The sequence below is a fragment of the Sandaracinaceae bacterium genome (assembly GCA_020633055.1).
GTDB lineage: Bacteria > Myxococcota_A > Polyangia > Polyangiales > Houyiibacteriaceae > JADJJE01.
Window position 1 is genome coordinate 527,724 of sequence record JACKEJ010000008.1, and the last position, 16,263, is coordinate 543,986.

General features: G+C 68.1%; 15 protein-coding genes. 9 read left to right on the top strand and 6 right to left on the bottom strand.

The window, feature by feature from the left end; all coding sequences use genetic code 11:
• Window positions 1-91 precede the first annotated feature (91 nt).
• On the top strand, window positions 92-631 hold the full coding sequence (locus H6726_19045; protein MCB9659753.1) for a hypothetical protein: 540 nt from the start codon (window positions 92-94) through the stop codon (window positions 629-631).
• A gap of 39 nt (window positions 632-670) precedes the next feature.
• On the top strand, window positions 671-1,159 hold the full coding sequence (locus H6726_19050) for a hypothetical protein (GenBank protein MCB9659754.1): 489 nt from the start codon (window positions 671-673) through the stop codon (window positions 1,157-1,159).
• Between the two features lie 10 nt (window positions 1,160-1,169).
• On the opposite strand, the gene H6726_19055 is transcribed toward H6726_19050, so the two are convergent.
• Window positions 1,170-1,574, bottom strand: a complete 405-nt coding sequence (locus tag H6726_19055; GenBank protein ID MCB9659755.1) for a helix-turn-helix transcriptional regulator — start codon at window positions 1,572-1,574, stop codon at window positions 1,170-1,172.
• 220 nt (window positions 1,575-1,794) lie between these two features.
• Between H6726_19055 and H6726_19060 the strand changes: the two genes are divergently transcribed.
• Window positions 1,795-2,592 carry an alpha/beta hydrolase gene (locus H6726_19060; protein MCB9659756.1) on the top strand — a complete coding sequence of 266 codons (798 nt, stop codon included), beginning with the start codon at window positions 1,795-1,797 and terminating at the stop codon, window positions 2,590-2,592.
• A 16-nt stretch (window positions 2,593-2,608) separates the two neighbouring features.
• Here H6726_19060 and H6726_19065 read toward each other — a convergent pair whose 3' ends face one another.
• The 5 genes from H6726_19065 to H6726_19085 form a co-directional block, all read right to left on the bottom strand.
• Entirely contained in the window at window positions 2,609-3,112 is a 504-nt protein-coding gene (locus H6726_19065) for a hypothetical protein (protein MCB9659757.1), read from the bottom strand.
• A 145-nt stretch (window positions 3,113-3,257) separates the two neighbouring features.
• Window positions 3,258-4,520 carry a hypothetical protein gene (locus tag H6726_19070; GenBank protein ID MCB9659758.1) on the bottom strand — a complete coding sequence of 421 codons (1,263 nt, stop codon included), beginning with the start codon at window positions 4,518-4,520 and terminating at the stop codon, window positions 3,258-3,260.
• 71 nt (window positions 4,521-4,591) lie between these two features.
• The gene (locus H6726_19075) at window positions 4,592-4,903 is read right to left on the bottom strand and encodes a hypothetical protein (protein MCB9659759.1); all 312 of its coding nucleotides are present in this window, start codon (window positions 4,901-4,903) and stop codon (window positions 4,592-4,594) included.
• A gap of 2,557 nt (window positions 4,904-7,460) precedes the next feature.
• Window positions 7,461-8,030: a hypothetical protein gene (locus tag H6726_19080; GenBank protein MCB9659760.1), complete on the bottom strand. Its 570-nt coding sequence runs from the start codon at window positions 8,028-8,030 to the stop codon at window positions 7,461-7,463.
• Window positions 8,031-8,413: 383 nt separating this feature from the next.
• Complete coding sequence (locus tag H6726_19085; GenBank protein MCB9659761.1) at window positions 8,414-9,532, bottom strand: hypothetical protein; 1,119 nt, start codon at window positions 9,530-9,532, stop codon at window positions 8,414-8,416.
• Between the two features lie 348 nt (window positions 9,533-9,880).
• Here H6726_19085 and H6726_19090 point away from each other — a divergent pair, with 348 nt between their 5' ends.
• The 6 genes from H6726_19090 to H6726_19115 all read left to right on the top strand — a co-directional run bounded on the left by H6726_19090 (window position 9,881) and on the right by H6726_19115 (window position 16,183).
• Window positions 9,881-11,221 (top strand): hypothetical protein, encoded by a 1,341-nt coding sequence (locus H6726_19090; protein MCB9659762.1) that lies wholly within the window; start codon window positions 9,881-9,883, stop codon window positions 11,219-11,221.
• 250 nt (window positions 11,222-11,471) lie between these two features.
• Complete coding sequence (locus H6726_19095) at window positions 11,472-12,380, top strand: hypothetical protein (GenBank protein MCB9659763.1); 909 nt, start codon at window positions 11,472-11,474, stop codon at window positions 12,378-12,380.
• Between the two features lie 634 nt (window positions 12,381-13,014).
• The gene (locus H6726_19100; protein ID MCB9659764.1) at window positions 13,015-13,812 is read left to right on the top strand and encodes a hypothetical protein; all 798 of its coding nucleotides are present in this window, start codon (window positions 13,015-13,017) and stop codon (window positions 13,810-13,812) included.
• Between the two features lie 409 nt (window positions 13,813-14,221).
• Window positions 14,222-15,616, top strand: a complete 1,395-nt coding sequence (locus tag H6726_19105) for a hypothetical protein (GenBank protein ID MCB9659765.1) — start codon at window positions 14,222-14,224, stop codon at window positions 15,614-15,616.
• A 112-nt stretch (window positions 15,617-15,728) separates the two neighbouring features.
• Window positions 15,729-15,914 carry a hypothetical protein gene (locus H6726_19110; GenBank protein MCB9659766.1) on the top strand — a complete coding sequence of 62 codons (186 nt, stop codon included), beginning with the start codon at window positions 15,729-15,731 and terminating at the stop codon, window positions 15,912-15,914.
• A complete protein-coding gene (locus H6726_19115; GenBank protein ID MCB9659767.1) occupies window positions 15,911-16,183 on the top strand; it encodes a hypothetical protein in 273 nt (90 codons plus the stop codon). Before H6726_19110 ends, H6726_19115 begins: the two co-directional genes overlap by 4 nt.
• The last annotated feature ends 80 nt before the right edge of the window (window positions 16,184-16,263 follow it).

Here is a 16,263-nt window from a genome sequence, read left to right on the forward strand (position 1 = left end):
CTGCGCGCCCGCAGACTGTGGCCCGCGTCCAAGCGGCGCCATGGCTCTGTGCTCCGATGGGGCGTCACGTGGCGGACCCACAGGGGAGTGTGTGCGCACCAGCGCCACGACCTGTGAGTGGGAAGTGCGCGCGTGCCCGGCCGACCGCCCCTGCGGCGGGCTGAGCGGCGCGCAGTGCCGTGAGGGCGAGTACTGCAACTTCGCGCTGGGCGCCTCGTGCGGGGCGGCCGACCAGACGGGCGTGTGCCGCGCGCGCCCGAGCGAGTGTGACGCCAGCGACGCGCCCATCTGCGGCTGCGACGACGAGACCTACGCCAACGCGTGCAGCGCCGCGCTGGAGGGCGTCGCCGTAGCCAGCGAGGGCGCCTGCCCTCCGACCGAGGCCGCCTTGGGCGAGACCTGCGGCACGCGCGGCGCGCTGCCCTGCGCCGAGGGGCTGTTCTGCGACTTCCCTGCGGGCGCCAGCTGCGGCCGAGCCGATGCACCGGGGACCTGCGCGGAGCGCCCCACCGAGTGCGAGACGCGCGCGCGCCGGGTGTGCGGCTGCGACGGGACGACGTACACCAACGCGTGCAGCGCCAACTTGGCCGGCGTGTCGGTGGAGACCAACCGCGCCTGCCGCACGCGCTGAAGGGAGCCGCGCGCAGCGGGTCTGAGGTAGGCTGACCGCATGCGCGCGCTCACACGACGACTCTGCGGATGGACCACGGTGCTAGGGCTGCTGAGCGGTGGAGCGCTCAGCTGTGCACCGCCCAGAGACGGCAGTGAGGGCGCGCAGGTGGAGGCCGAGGCGCGGCGCTGGTCGGAGCTGGACCACGACGCGCGCATGGCGGTGATGTCCACCGAGGTGCTGCCCGCCGCGCGCGCGCTGTTTCAGGGGTTCGACGCCGAGCGCTACGCGAGCGTGAGCTGCGCCACCTGCCACGGCGAGCGCGGCGCCGAGCGCGAGTGGGCCATGCCCAACCCGGACCTGTACGCGCTGTACCCCACGGGCACGCCCGAGCAGCGCGCCATGGTGGAGGAGTTCCCGCTGATGGTGCGCTTCATGCACAACCACTTGGTGCCTGAGATGCGCGGCATCCTGGGCGTGGACGAGTACGACGCCGAGGCGGGCACGGGCTTCGCGTGCTTCTCGTGTCACCCGCGAGGCGGGGAGTAGCGGGCGCCGCTCAGCCGGGCGGTCCGTCCACGATCGCCGCGTCGGCGGAGGGCGCATGCAGCATGAGGTCGCCGCGCGCGACCCGGGCGAGCTCGGTGCGCGAGCCCACGCCCAGGATGCGGTAGATGTTCTTGAGGTGCGTGCGGACGGTCTCGTAGCCCACGTCGAGCGCCACCGCGATGTCCTTCGCGGACGACCCCAGAGCCGCGAGCTCAGCCACCTGCCGCTGCCGAGGGCTGAGGCCATCGAAGGGGCTCGCGCCGCTGCGCTTCTGGGGAAGCACGAGCCAGAGCTCGCCGCTCTCGCCACGCAACGGGACGATCGTGGCGCGCGTCGCCGACGGTGCGGCCTCCGCCGGCGCGACTCCGTCATGCGTCCACCAGCGCCCGGAGCGAGGGTCGTAGACGCTAGGCATGCGAGCCCCGTGGCGGCGCAGCGTGGAGCAGCTGCCCGCGGCGCGCGTCCTCCCGCGCCTCCATGGTGGTGCCTTTCATTCCATGGGTTGTGCGTGACGCGGAGGCACGAACCCATCCCCCACTTGGGGGATGGGCGTCGGCGCTCAGTCCCGCTAGGGATCCAGACGGCGCGTGGGTCGTCGAGGTAGACCGACCGCAGCGTGCGGAAAGGGAGCGGACGTGCACATCGACTCGTATGGACAGGGGAACAGCGTGGTGGTCCTGCATGGGACCCCTCAGGAGCCCAGCGACCTTGAGGGGCTGGTCCGGGCGCTCGCGGAGACGCGGCGTGTGCATCTGGTGCACCTGCCGGGGTACGGCCGTGAGCCCGCGCGCCTGGGGCGGTACGACCTCGACGGGATCGAGCGAGAGCTTGGGGCTCAGCTGAGCACCCTGGCGCCCGAGGGCTACAGCCTGCTGGGCGTGAGCGGGGGCAGCTACCGCGCGTTCCGGGGGGTTCAGCGAGGGACACTCAGCCCGTGGGGCATCGTGGCCTTGGGGCCGCTGCCGCTGGTGGTGCAGACGCTGCGCGACGGATGGTGGGGGGCCATTGGCGCGCTGCGCGGGGGCGCGGACATGTGGGCGTCCGTTGTGGAAGGCCTGTTCACGAGCGACTTCGCGAGCATGCGCCCCGAGGTGCCGGCTAGGTATCTGGCGCAGCTGCAAGGCATCGCAGCGGAGACCGTGGCCGGGGAGCTCGAGGCCATCGCAAAGGACCCCGACTGGTCCGAGCGGCTGCGCGACGTGGGCTGCCCCGTGTACATGCGCGTCGGCGACCTGGACGTGAACACGCCGCACACGCTGGCCATGCAGGCGCTCCAGTGGCTGCCCCGCGCGCGGCTGGACGTCGTGGCCAACGTGGGACACCTGGTGCACCACGAGGACGCGGACGCCACGCTAGGCGCCGTCTGCGAGGCGCTGGGCATGTTCGAGTCGGAGGCCGGTGCCGCGCGCCCGGCGCTGCGCAGGCACGGCTAGCGCACCGTCCCTGTCCCTACGCGGACAGCGCGTGGAGCTGCCCCATGGCGCGGGCGAGCTCCACGCGGTTCGCGACGCCGAGGTTGCGGTACACGTTCTTCAGGTGCGACCGCACCGTCTCGGTGCTGATGCCCAGGTGCGAGGCGATCTCGCCGACGGTCGCGCCGCTGGCCGCGTACTCGCTGACCTCGGTCTGACGTGGGGTCATGGACGCGTCGGCGAAGAGGGGGTCTGGGGAGTCGGGTAGCGGCGTCGCTGTCGAGGCCGCGGGGCGGACGCAGAGGGCGATGGCCGGACCCTCGGGGTCGTCGGCGCCCGTGGCGCTGAGCATCCGCCAAGCCTCAAGCTCGACGCCATCGGTGGGGAGCAGCAGAGAGCAGTGCGGCGCGTCGGTGAGGGCGTCGTAGACCGCGGCCACCCATGAGCGCCGGGGGCGCTGCGCAGCCGCTTCCGTGTGCGTGGAGAAGACCACCTCGCCGCGCGTGTTGAGGACCCAGAAACCGTTGTGCTCCGCTTGCATGGGGGGATGCAGTACACGTGGCGTGCCAGCGCAATTTGCCGCAAAAACCGCTCGCGTTGTCCGGGGGAGCGGACTGGGGAGGGTTGGGCGTCCGGGATTCCAGACAAGTGTCCGGCCCGGCCAGAGGAGACCGCAGACGTCGACCTCAGATCTGAAGGCTGAACCCAAACGTGGCCGCCCACGCGGACTCAACGCGGAGACCGCCGGTCGCGCAAGAACGCTGCGAAGTGAGCGCGTCCGTGGCGCAGACCTCCTGGGGTAGCCAGATGCGATACTGGCCGCGAAAGTCAAAGGAGAACACGTCGCCCGCGAACAGACTAAAACCCAGCTCCAGAGGCACGCCGAATGCCGCAACGGTGCTGGTGGTGTCACCTACCAAGCGCATCCGCAGGAGCGGTTCGAAGCCCGCGCCGAAGACAAGGTCAAACGCTCCCCCTCCATCCGGGCGTGTATGAAAGGTCGCAAAGATGCCCGCAGAGTAGGTCAGCGCGTCACCCGAGTCGGCGTTCACGGGCGACGTGCCCTCGGCGACGGTGGGCCAGCCCTCGAAGGGCTGAACCACGGCCACCCCGCCACCGATCTCCAGCGCAAAGAAGCGGTGCAGGCGGTAGCCCATGCGCATCCCCGCGTTGACGCCGTAGGAGAGGCCCTCGCCCCCCGCGTCAGCCCGTGGACGGAAGAGCGAGCTGTCATCGCGCACAAAGTGCGTCACGCCACCGAAGAGAGAGAACCTGAAGCCGCGTGTGCGGGGCGCGCTGTATAGAGGGGAAGCCTCGGGGGCACAACCGGACTCCGTTACGCTGAGGCCCGCGGGGCACTGAGGTGGGCCGCTGCAGCCTAGCTCCGCGGACTCCCAGCGCTGACCCGGCCAGCAGCATCCGCCGCCGTCGATACGCACCATGGCAGGGTCTTCACAGCCACTGGCCTCCAGCACGACTGCGAGTTGATGGGCTTGCCCGGGCACCGCAACGAGTTCCTGCTCGTGTGTCTGGTATCCGGGAGCCGACACAACCAAGCGGTGCGGACCCGGGTCGATGGAGAATGGGGATGTGCGGTCGTCAACTGCGACGCCATCAAGCGTGACGTTCGCCCGCGGCGGGGTGATGGCCAGGGTGAGCAGCACGACGCGCGCGCGCAGTAGGTGCAGGGCCTCTCGCAGGGCCTCGCGGTGTTCGCTGACCCAGGGGTCCGGGTCGCCAGCGAGGGCTAGGCTGAGCGCATGCTCGGCCTCGGCCCACCGCTCCAGGCGCATGAGGACCAAGGCATGAGCCGCGGCAAGGCGTGGAGTGCCAGCCTCTTGTCGCGCAGCCCTCAAGATGGTCTCGGCGCCCTCGTCTTGCCCTGCGTCGGAGAACGCCTCCGCGCGGGCGAGCGCATCGTGCGGTTGAGCAAGCGCCGGGTGAGCCACGCCCTGCATTCCCAACCACAGGAGAGCGCTCAGGTACGGCAACTTCCACCGAATAACGGGCATTGTGGAGCTCATCGGGCACCCTCCGCAGCACACTCACCGTCTGCACCAGACTCACAGGACTCCGCCATGCGTTCGCATGCCGCTAGGCGGCCGCGCACGCACAAGTGCACCAGACCGGCACAGCCATCCGTGGCGGACGCGGTACAGGCCACGCGATAGCGCTCGATGGCGAGCTCCTCCTGGTCGAGGCGCCTCGACAAGAGGTCGCCTTCGAGTGCGCAAGCGCGTGGGACGCCGCCTTCGCAGCCACGCGCCAGCAGGCCCCGAGCATCGCTGACGTCCACCGACTCATCCGTGAGCAAGAGCTCGGCCGCTTCCACACACGAGTCCAGCGCGCCGCCAAGGCAACCACCACGAAGCAACGCCAGGAGACGCGGCGCCCCCGCACCGCCGCTGCGGGCAAGATCTGACGCGGCCTCGCACGAGCCCGCTTCGCCCCCCAGGCAGGCTCGCTCGAGCGCGACCAACGCCGCCGCCTCGTCGCGTTCGATGCCTTCACTCCCCAGGAGCGCATGCCCAAGACGAGCACAGTTTGACGCGCGACCTCCGTTGCACTGGAAGCGCTCAAGCGCGAGTCCCGGAGCATCGAGTGCCTGGCTTCCGGGATGGGCCTGCACGAAACGGCTGCCTCGCTCGCAGGCGCCATCGAACTCCGCGAGGCAGGCCTGTCCGTAGAGAACCGCGATCCGGCGGTGCGCTGCGTCATCCTCCCCATCTAGCGGCTCGTGACTCGCGTCGAGTTCACCCTCGAGTACCTCCGCAAGTCGCGCGCGACTCTCTGGGTCTTCCAGACGTGCGCCGCTTTCAAGGGCGGCCCGACGCTCTCGAATCGCGCGACGGTCGCTGCGCTCGGACACGCTGCGCGCCGCATCGCGACAGGCGGTCGCGATTGCCCCGTCGCACGCCCTCATGAGAAAGCGCGCGCCATCCCGAGCGCCGGACCGCCCCAGCGAGATCAGGGCATCACCCAGCACGTGACACGCCTCCGCCGACCCGCCGTCACAAGCCCTGGAGAGGGAGGGTCGAGCCCGGCGAACGTCGTCGTTCTCAAGGAACGCGCGGCCCATCTCGAGGCACGCCGCGTAGTCGCGTTGCCGAAAGCAGCGTTGCTGCAACGGCACCACTGGGGGCTCTTGCGGGACAGCGGGCTCCGGCGGGGCGGTCGGGAGCTCCGCGACAGCGGCGGGCTGCTCGTGAACCATCGGCGAAGCAGCGACGACGGCGGGTTCCGAGGCGGCGGGCTCCGCTGGCGTCGAGGCGGCCTGGATGCTCGCGGTAATGCGGTCTCGCGTCGCACAACCTCCGCGGGCTTCCCCCGCACACGCGATGTTGGCCGCCGCTAGGGCGCGCTCCAAGTCCACGTCGCCACCGCGCGTGCTCGACAGGAGGGTCGCGAGCCCGGCACAGGCGTCAGCTCGCTCCGGTGCGCAGGCCCGTTCAAGTTGGTCGCGCGCCGACTCCGGGTCACGCCTCATCGCCGCCAGTCCTAGCGCTCCGCAGCTCTCGAGATGGCCCAGCTCACAAGCGCGCTGCTGAAGCGGCGCCAGGCTTCGTCCGCGGGTGCCCGGAAGCAGCGCCACGCAGGAGCGCTGACTGCCCGATTCGCAGGCCGCCTCAAGGATCGGGCGAGCGGCGCGCGGGTTCCTTGAGATGGACGCCAACGCCGCTTCCTCGCAGACCTCGGTTCGCCCGGCACGACACGCCGCCAAACGCAGATCCGTCGCTCGTCCTTGGTCCGCCGACTGTCCCTGGCCCGCCGCCACCATCTGCGCCAGGCGGAGGCAGGCTGCTCCGTCGCCGCGATCGCACGAGCCCTGGAGGTAGGGCGTCGCCCCAGCGTAGTCGCCACGGCCGGCCAGGAGCTCGCCGACGCCCTGGCAGGCCGGCGTGAGGCCGGCATCGCAGCCGCGTGTCAGGAGGCCTGGTAGGGCCGCGTCGGCGGGTGCTCGCATGCGCAACAAGAGCCCAGCCTGACCGCATGCAGCGGCGATGTCGGCCGAGCATGCGGTGGCAAAGGCGGCCTCAGCACGCGTGCGGTCAACCGAGCCGCCGAGTCCGGCAACCAGGCTATGGCCCAGCGCGTCGCACACCGCGCCGTGCTCTGGATCACAGCCTCGGGCCAACTCCGGCGCGGCGGCGACGTGGTCCCCCGCCTCCGTGTGCCACAGCCCGGCAAGCCCGCAGGCGTCGGTGCTGCCGACCCGACAGCCGTACACAGCCGCCTCCAACGCTCGGACCGCGTCGTCCCCTCGCGACCTCGCGCGCAAGGCGCGCGCGAGGCCTGCACAGCCGGCACCCGACCGCATGCGACAGCCCCGTTGATAGGCGTCTATGGCGGGGTTCAAGCGTGCTCCCCGGGCACCTGTCGCCAGCGTATCCCCTAGCGCGACGCACCCCTCGGCCACTCCATCCTCGCAGGCTCTTGAGAGCGTGGCGCGAGCGCGGGCGTGCTCGCGGGCGCCATCGCGGTCGGCCAAGTGGTTGGCGGAAAAGGTCTCGCAGCTGACTCGGTGGCCACCGAGGCACGCGCGTACGAGGAAGTTGTTGATTCCGGCAATGTCGACACCGAATTCAGGTCGCAACCGATAGAGCGCGGCGAGGCGTCCGCAGCTCGACGCAACGTCTCCGTCACATCCAATTCGATACAACTCTGCCGCACGACGGAAGTCTTGTCGTGAGCGAATGTGCCAGTCTCCGACGGCGTCACACGTGGCCACGTTGCCGGCTTCGCATGTCTGTGCGTTGGCAGACGCGCTGTCCAAGAAGGACGTGAGCAGGACCGCCAGGATCCCGAGTGTGGTGAGTCGACTCGAACGACTCGAACCCCACACGCGTGGGGATGTCCTAACGCACATAGCTGTCTCCATTGCAGTCCCTCTAGAAGGAAAGCCCAAGTGTGAGCATTGGGAGGCGAGACCCACGACCGACACCAGTCAGCTCTGTGGAGAACTGAATCGTAGGACGCAGCGACGAGCGATGAAGCGCCGCGGCCAGGCTCAGGGCGACACCCGGGCCGGCGTCCGTAGACTGGCGGAATGAGGAATTGGACGAGCAGTTCGAGCACCGCTGGACGTTGACGGAGAGTCCGAGCCCGATGCGAACGTGGAGCTTCTGCATGGCATAGGCGCCTGTCGCCATCAGTCTGAGGCCGTTGTACAGATCGAACTCCCCGTCGAACGGATCGAACGGGTCGACCGCGTTGTAGACCTCCACGTTCCAACCCAGAGCCACCTGCTGGTCCAGCGCACTCAGTCGCCTTTCCCAACCAAGCTGTGCGCTTACCGCGACTGCCTTGCCCGTTGGCGTTCCTGCGATGCCGAGCGCAAACGCAAAGTACACGCCGAGCGCGCGAAGCGGCTCGACCTCGTCGTCGGGGTGAGGCAGCGTGAAGGTGGTCTCCAGTTCGCGCCCCGCCGGAGGTGACGCTGCGTCTACAGGCTCGGGCACGAAAGCACCATCGAGTGGCCCTGGTGCCTGCTCGGATACGCGAACAGGTAGTGCTGAAGCTCCCGACTCCGGCGGCTGTTCTTGGGCAGGCGGTGTGCCACGTTCGTCGGTGCCCCCGGGGACCAGCCGGAACATTGGCGGTGTCGCCTGTGTTGAGCGCGACCGCGTCGCGCGTTGGTCACCGGGAACGGAGTAACCCTGTGCGAGCGCCTGGTAGTCGCGTGTCGATGGTGAATCATCGACCGCTTCATCGTACCCAAGCGCGGCACGTCTGGCAGCGTCACTCTGATCATAGATCACGGGACCTGACGAACCTCCGCAAGCGACGAGAGCGACCGCGCACACGACGTGGACAAGACTGCTTGCCGGTCGGACAGACAGCATCAACGCATCCATTCCGGAGCGTCTGCGTCTGCGGCGGGCGCTGCGGGGGCCGTCGGAGTAGCGGCGGGGGCGACGACAGGCATCCCGCGTGCGGCACCAGGCGTGACGCCGCCATTCCGGAAGCTCCGGGCGACATCGTCCATGATGTTGCCTGTGAGCGTGCGCCAGACGAAGGTACGGTTCTGCATGTCGCCGGTATCGAGCGCGACAGAGTCTTCGCTCCCAGAGCGGGGCGGCCTCGTGTCCTCATTGCTGGGCCTCGGGGTCGCCGTGGAACACGACCACACCACGCGACGGTGGAACAAGCGTCCCACCTTGTGCGACCCACAACTCACAAAGTACCGGCGCTCGGACCAGTCGCTGCTGTTCAGGGTTCGGGTCTCTCGGTAGAAGAAGAAGCTCTCGTGATCATGCTGGTCGGCGTCTAGGTAGTGGGCCGTGATGTCCACGGACACGGACGGCATCGCCGCACGTGAGATGCCGTCTTCCTGAGCACGAAGAAAGCTATCCATTGCGTCTGCGACCCCGGGCCGCGCGAGATAGTCGCCCAGTTCAACGCCGCTCCGCGTCGCGCGGTGGTACGTGCGCGTCCAATTGGCTTGCGACGCAACCGTCGACGTGCCCCACTCAAGCGAGTTGACGGTGATGAGGACGTCGACGCCCATCTCCGCGGCGGTGACTTCGAGGATGTCGCCGCCATTGGGGGTGTAGGTGTTGGGGCAGGCGCCTTCGGCGGTGCACGTCACCTCCGGTCGCGGCCGTCGCTGCTCCGCTCGGCGCTCGATGGCGGACCAGTAGATGACCCGGTACCCCTCTTGCGCGAAAGCGCTCTCAAGTGCGGCCATGGGCACGCCACAGCGCAGGTGCATGAGCTGGGCCTCCGTGTCCGACTGCCCTTCTCCAGCTAGGTAGTCTCTACAGCGCGCGTCTGGTCGAATGGCGACAGTCCGGACTTGTGCAATGTACTCAGCACCCGTGGGGGAGACAACAACCCTTGGATGGCGCGCATCATCATTGTCCATTGCGAACGATGTTCGAAGACTGAAGTAGTTCGCGGAGCATCCAGATAGCAACGCAAACACTGACACGATCACCTGACACACCACCGTATATCTCATCCGCGATCTCCGATCGTATGATTCACATACATGCAAGCCACTACTCTCGTGGCAAAGCCCAGACTCGACTCTCTGCATCGAGCTGCGCCGAGCATTGCCGCTGAGCTGACGGCGCACCATCCCCCACTCGGGGGATAGGCGGGGGAGCGGAAGCCATGGACGGTCGGCACGAGGAGACCTCTCATGACCTTTCGCCGACTATCACGTCTGTCATTGCTAGCCGCGTCGCTGACCAGCCTGTGGAGCGCCTGCCTTGCTTCCGCACCCGCGAAGGCCCAGAGGGCGTGTCCAAGCGCTCCGGCTCCCATCATCGAAAGGGAGCCCTATCGGTTTTCGGGAGAGCTCTGCTTGACCAACAGCGACCTCGCGTCGCGCGGGGTCGAGTACCTCCGGCTGCGGTACCGATTCGGCGCGCTGATGGGCGAGCCGCATGAGCAGTTTGCGATGGCGTGGGTCAGCTCGACACCGGAGCGGAGGATCCACCGCATCCAGTTCCGTGCTCGTGTAGCGAGCTCTATTGGCGGCGACATCTACGTGCTGTTTGGCGTCGACGAGATCCCGCTTCCCGGCGACCGGTTCGGTATGTCGATGGCGGGGAGTCCCGATTGGGACGAGATGTTCGTGGGTCCGAGCGGGCAATTCATCGCCCCCAGCACCGCTCGTGACGTCTACCGAGCGGGCTTTCAGCTCGTCGACCTGGAGGTGATTCAACTGGACGTAGGACCTACGCCCTTGGTGGGGTCGGACGCGGCGCGCGCGCCCCTCACCCCACGTCCGACCGTCGAGCCAACGCGGCGGGCGGGCTCGTGCAACCAGGACGCGGACTGCGCTGCCGGCGGCGCTTGCGTCAACGGGAGTTGCGTGGGGACTGGAGAGCTCAGGTTCACGCTCACATGGGATCGTCCCGGCGATCTCGACTTGCACGTGTACACACCAACCGGTGAGCACCTCTACTACGGTGGCCGCGCCACCCCCGACGGTGGCGTCCTGGATCGGGACGACATGCATGGTACCGGACCTGAGAACGCTTTCTGGCGCAGCTACCCGACGCCAGGGCGCTACAACATCTGCGTGGCGGCATACTCAGTCCGCGCGCCGACGTCCTTCGTCTTGGACTTGCATACACCGGACGGGAGCACACGACGTGTTGAGGGTGTGCGCAGCGCAGGCCAGTCAGGTTGCGACGCAAGCTCCCCCCTTGTCGTCGCTTCCGTGGAGGTTGGGTCCGCGCCTGTGGCGACGACCACTGGAGCGCTCGGGGCCTGTCATTCCGACGCCAGCTGCGCCTCGGGTCAGACATGTATCGGGGGGGCGTGCGTGGGCACCGGAGAGCTGCGTTTCACCCTCACATGGGATACGCCCGGAGACCTCGACCTGCACGTCTTCACTCCCACCGGCGCGCACATATCCTACGCCGGTCGTTCTTCTTCCGACGGCGGACAGCTCGACCGTGACGACCAGAGCGGTGTTGGCCCCGAGAACGTGTTCTGGGCGACCGGCGCAACCCGTGGAACGTACCGCCTGTGCGTCAACCCGTACTCGATACGTCGACCAACGAACTTTACCCTGGATATCCTGATGCCCGACGGGTCCACACGGAGGATCCAAGGGCGCCGTGAGCGCAGCGGGGGCGGATGTGGAGGAGGCGCGGAGAACGCAAACACGGTGACGAGTCTTGTCGTCCCATGACACGGCTGGAAAGCGGGCTACGACACCCTACGAGCCGTTCTTCGGCGTGGGGTGGGCGCGGCGGTGATCCACCCATCCCGGCCGAATGGCTCGTGTCCCCCGTTTGGGGGATGGTACCCAGGGCACCGTACCCCCATAGTCTCCCGGTTCGTCGAGAGCGACTTCCCGTCAGTCGACACGACGACCGTCATCAGAGCCCGTTCATCGCTGGATGCCGCTTGATGATGGCCAATCAACGACCGGAGCGCACATGTTTCAAAGATTGCTTGTTTTCGGCGTCTTCGCCATCATGTTCGTAGCCTTGTTCAACGCCTCGAGCGTCGCCCAGGCGCAGGTAGAAGCCCTCCACGACCAGGAGGCGCGTGGTCTGTTCGAAGCGGGTCAGGCGGCCTTTTCGGACGCCCGCTATGCAGATGCTCTTAGGTACTTTGAAGAGGCCTACGAGCTCAGTCGGCGCCCTCAGCTCCTGTTCAACATTGGCATCAGCGCGGATCGGCTCCGGCAGGATCGAGTTGCGCTCGACGCCTTTGAGCGCTTCCTTGCCGAGACGCCTGATGACACGCCACATCGCCACGACGTGACGGCGCGCATCGACGTACTGAGGCGCGAGGTCGCTGCCCGAGAAGCGCGCGATGCCGAGGTGGCGAGAGCCCAGGAGGAGGCGGCGCGAGCCCAGGAGGAGGCGGCGCGAGCCCAGGAGGACGGCGGGCCTGTGCCGCGCGAGGACTCGGCTCTTCCGGAGGGCGAGGCGGCGCCCGCCTCCGACGCCGTGCTCGTCCCAGCGGCGCCCGATGCCGAGTTCGAAGCAGCGGCCCTCGCGACGGCGCCTGAGCGCACCGCCTCCGGTGGGTCAGTTGGGTGGGCGCTGACCGGGGGCTCAGCTGCGCTGCTAGGCGCCGGCGCTGTCCTCTTCGTTGTGGGGCAACGCAAAGCTGCCAACGTTGAGCAGGCAACCGAGGGAACCGCTTGGAGTGCCGTGTCGAGCGATGCGCGCCACGCGGATCCGCTTCGCAACGCGGGCCTCGTTCTCCTAGGGGTCGGCGTTGCAGGAGCGGGTGTGGGCATCGCTTGGGCGATCGCTGGGCGCGGTTCGCCCGACGGCGCGAGCGCTCGCGTCGAGCTGCTCCCGGGTGGCCTGCGACTGCGGGGAAGTTTTTGAGTCGATGGGAAGGAGGCATCTAGTCGTTCTCGGCTTGCTGCTGGTCGGCGCATGCTCGATCGAGCTGCCTAGTGGCGTGTTCGCATGCGTCAGCGAGCTGGAGTGCCCAGACAGATGGAGTTGCTATGCGGGGCGGTGCTATCGGGACGCCGTTCTTGAGGACGCTGGCGCCACCGAAGACATGGGGTCGGATCCTCGTGATGCCGGGACCACCCCGAGCGATGCTGGACCTAGCGATGCCTCGGTGGGCGAGGACGTCGGCGTGAGCCTGTGTGCGGAAAACCACGGCGGCTGCGACGCGCTCACGACTTGTGACGACTCCTCCGGTGCTCCGGTTTGTGGCGCGTGCCCTCCCGGCTACGTCGATGAACTCGGAGATGGAACGTCGTGCAGCGACTTCGACGAGTGCTCGGTAGACAACGGCGGCTGTGGCGATCCTCGCTACTACACATGCACAAACCGGATCGCTCGAGAACCCGAGTGCGCCTGCGCCGCGGGGCATGCGCGAAGCGGAGGCACCTGCATCGCCTGCGCCGCGACTCAATACTGCGCCGGTGGCGCGACCCCGCCCGAGACTTGTCCCGTGTTCGTTCCAACCCATGATCCGTCTGAGCCGTGCGGTGGGTATGCCCAGGTGAGCGCCGGCCTCTACCACACGTGCGCACTCGGTGACGGGGGAGGCGTGACATGTTTCGGTTCTCCGGCTGCGGGCGGGCCGCCGAGCAACTTAGGCACCGTCGTGCAGATCTCCGCGGGGGGGATTCACTCGTGCGCGCTCGACGATCAAGGAACTGTGACCTGCTGGGGCTACAACGCGAATGGCCAGACCGACGTACCGACCGGGCTCGGGCGCGTTCTGCAGGTATCCGCCGGCAACTTCCACACCTGTGCATTGAACGAAGTCCGGGCGGTGGTGTGCTGGGGGCTCGGCTCGTCCGGTCAGACCGATGTCCCGACCACTCTGCAGGGCGTGGTGCAGGTCTCGACGGGCGATTCGGTGAGCTGTGCGTTGGACGGTGCAGGGAACGTGACCTGTTGGGGACTAGTCTCGAGCGGGGTCACCAACGTGCCTTCGGACCTCGAGCATCCTCGCGAGATCTCCGCGGGTGGCTACCACGCTTGTGCGGTCCAGGCCTCACGAAGCCCCCGGTGTTGGGGGTCGTCCACCTACGGTGAGGCAGCAACACCCACCGACCTAGGCTCCCTGGCGCATATCTCTGCGGGCCGCAACCACAGCTGTGCGGTGGACTTGAGCGGCTCCGCGCGCTGCTGGGGCGCCAACGCCGAGAACCAAAGCCAGGTCCCAAGCGATCTTGGGAGCGTGGCTTCGGTGTCCGCTGGGGGCTACCACACGTGCTCCATTGACGACGGGGGCACCCTCCGATGCTGGGGAAGCAACAGCCATGGTCAGAGAGATGTCCCAAACCCGTAGGCGAGCAGGCGAGCGGTGGCGCGCCGCCACGCGCTCGCTGAAGTCGAAGTCTCGCCGCCGCGCCGGCACCGACAGCGGCGCTCGAACTCCTCCAAACGCGACGGTCCTGGTCTGCGGACTAGTCGCCTGGCTCCTTGTGGGTTGCTCCGTGGAGATTCGCGGCGGTGTCTTTTCCTGCTCCTCGGACAGTGAATGCCCCGCGCGGTTTCAGTGCGTCGCACAGCGCTGCTATCGCGAAGGGAACGCGCCCGACGGAGGGATGCCGGCGGACGCGGCCGCTGATAGCTCGGGAACCCAGTTCGACTTCGGATGGCTGGACGGGAATGCGCACGGCGACTCGGGCCCACCAGACAGCGACGTAGTCGACATGGACGGAGGGGGGAGTGTGGATCAGGGCGGGGGTGCCTGCATGGTGGACAACGGTGGATGCGATCCGCTCGTGACATGCACTGTGGCGTTCGGTGGAACTGTCTGCGGCTCCTGTCCCCCTGGCTATTCCGATGACAGGGGAGACGGCAGCTCCTGCACGGACATCGACGAATGTCAGGATGGTTGGAATGGAGGCTGCGACCACACCTGTACGAACGACGCGGGGGGCTATCACTGCTCCTGCCGCGACGGGTGGGAGTTGGCGGCGAACGTGAAGGCTTGCGCAGACATCGACGAGTGCGCGGAGGACAACGGACAGTGCGGGGACGCGGACTATGTCGAGTGCACGAACATGGTCGGCGGACCTCCAAGCTGCACTGATATCGATGAGTGCCGGTTGAACAACGGTGAATGTGGCGATCCGGCGTTCTGGATTTGTCAGAACGAGAGCGGCGCCCCCCCGACGTGCACGCGCGCGAATGGTTGTGCTCCGGGGTATGCCCCCGTAGGTGGTGGAAACTGCGAGCGCTGCACGGCGTCCGAGTATTGCGCCGGTGGCAGCGCCGGGCCCGTTGTGTGTCCGGTATATGTCCCAACCCACAACCCCGCTGCCACCTGTAGCCACTTCGTGGAGGTATCCGCCGGGGTTGGGCATACTTGCGCTTTGGACACCACAGGCGAGGTCTCGTGTTGGGGGGGGAACAACTACGGCGAGGCTACCGTTCCGGCGGGGCTCGGCCACATCGTACAGGTCGTGGCGAGCCGCTTGGCGACCTGCGTACTGGACGCCACGGGGCACGTGACTTGCTGGGGCTTGAGCGGCGGCACCACCGCCGTTCCGTCTAACCTTGGAACGGTGCAGCAGATCGCCAGTGGACAGGGTCATAGCTGCGCACTCGATACTGAAGGGGCCGTTCGATGCTGGGGGGATGACGCGCATGGGCAAGTCTCGGTGCCGACCGACCTGAGGGCGGTCGTGTACCTCGCCGGCGGCCGGTACAACTCGTGCGCTATCGATGACCTGTCGGTACCCCGGTGCTGGGGCTGGAATGCCAACAACCAGACGGTGACTCCCGCCACAACGGGAGCTCCGGTTCAGGTCGCTGTCGGGAGCGGCTTTGTGTGTGTGCTGGACGATCTCGGGTTGTTGACCTGCTGGGGGTACAGCGTCGACGGGCAGACCAGCGTACCGCAGGGAGTCGGCCAGGTGGCGCAGGTCGATGCGGGCAACTTTCACGTATGCGCCATCAACGAAGCTGGTGCTGCGACGTGTTGGGGACGCGGCACCTACGGCGCAACGAACGTACCGTCAGACCTCGGCGTAGTCCGACGGATCTCGGCTGGCGGTAGTCATACGTGCGCTGTGACTAGCGCTGGGGCCGTGCGGTGTTGGGGGGACAACGCCGCGGGCCAAACCGACGTGCCCATGCCGTGATCATGCAGCTCGAACTCCACCAGCTCGATCGGAAGTACGCGGGACTGCGGATCGCGGACCCGGCGCGCCGCAGTCAGCCACCTCCTCGACGCAGGGGGGTGCTCCCCAGCTCATGACCACCGAGCTGCGCACCACCCTCGCGGAGCACGCCGCGGGCGACTACCGCGTGCCCATGAACCTCTCCGACGAGCTGCTCACCGTCGCCGCCGAGCGCGACCTCCCGCGGCTCGATGAGAGGCTCTTCCTCGAGGTCTTCGCCACGCCGACTCCGGCACGCGCAGCGGGACGCGAGCGGTGAATCCCCTCGACCCTCGGGTGATCTACTGCGCCCCAGAGACCGCGCCTCTGGTCGCGCTGCTGGCCGTGGTCAACGCCGCCGAGTCCGCCCTGGTGGTCGTCCACGCGCTCGAGCGCATCGAGGGCTGCCCCTCCACCGAGGTGCGCCTCGCCCGTCGCCTACGCACCGCCCTCGCGCGCTCCTCGAAGGCCACGCACGCCTACCTCGACTACGTGGTCGACCTCGCCATCCCGCCCCCGCGCGCGGCCCCAGACGCCGACATCTTCTGACTCAAGACACCCGCCCGGAACCCTGGCGGGCGTCGTCGTCTCCGGCGCTGGAGCGCGGGAGCGCCGCGTCCATCACGACT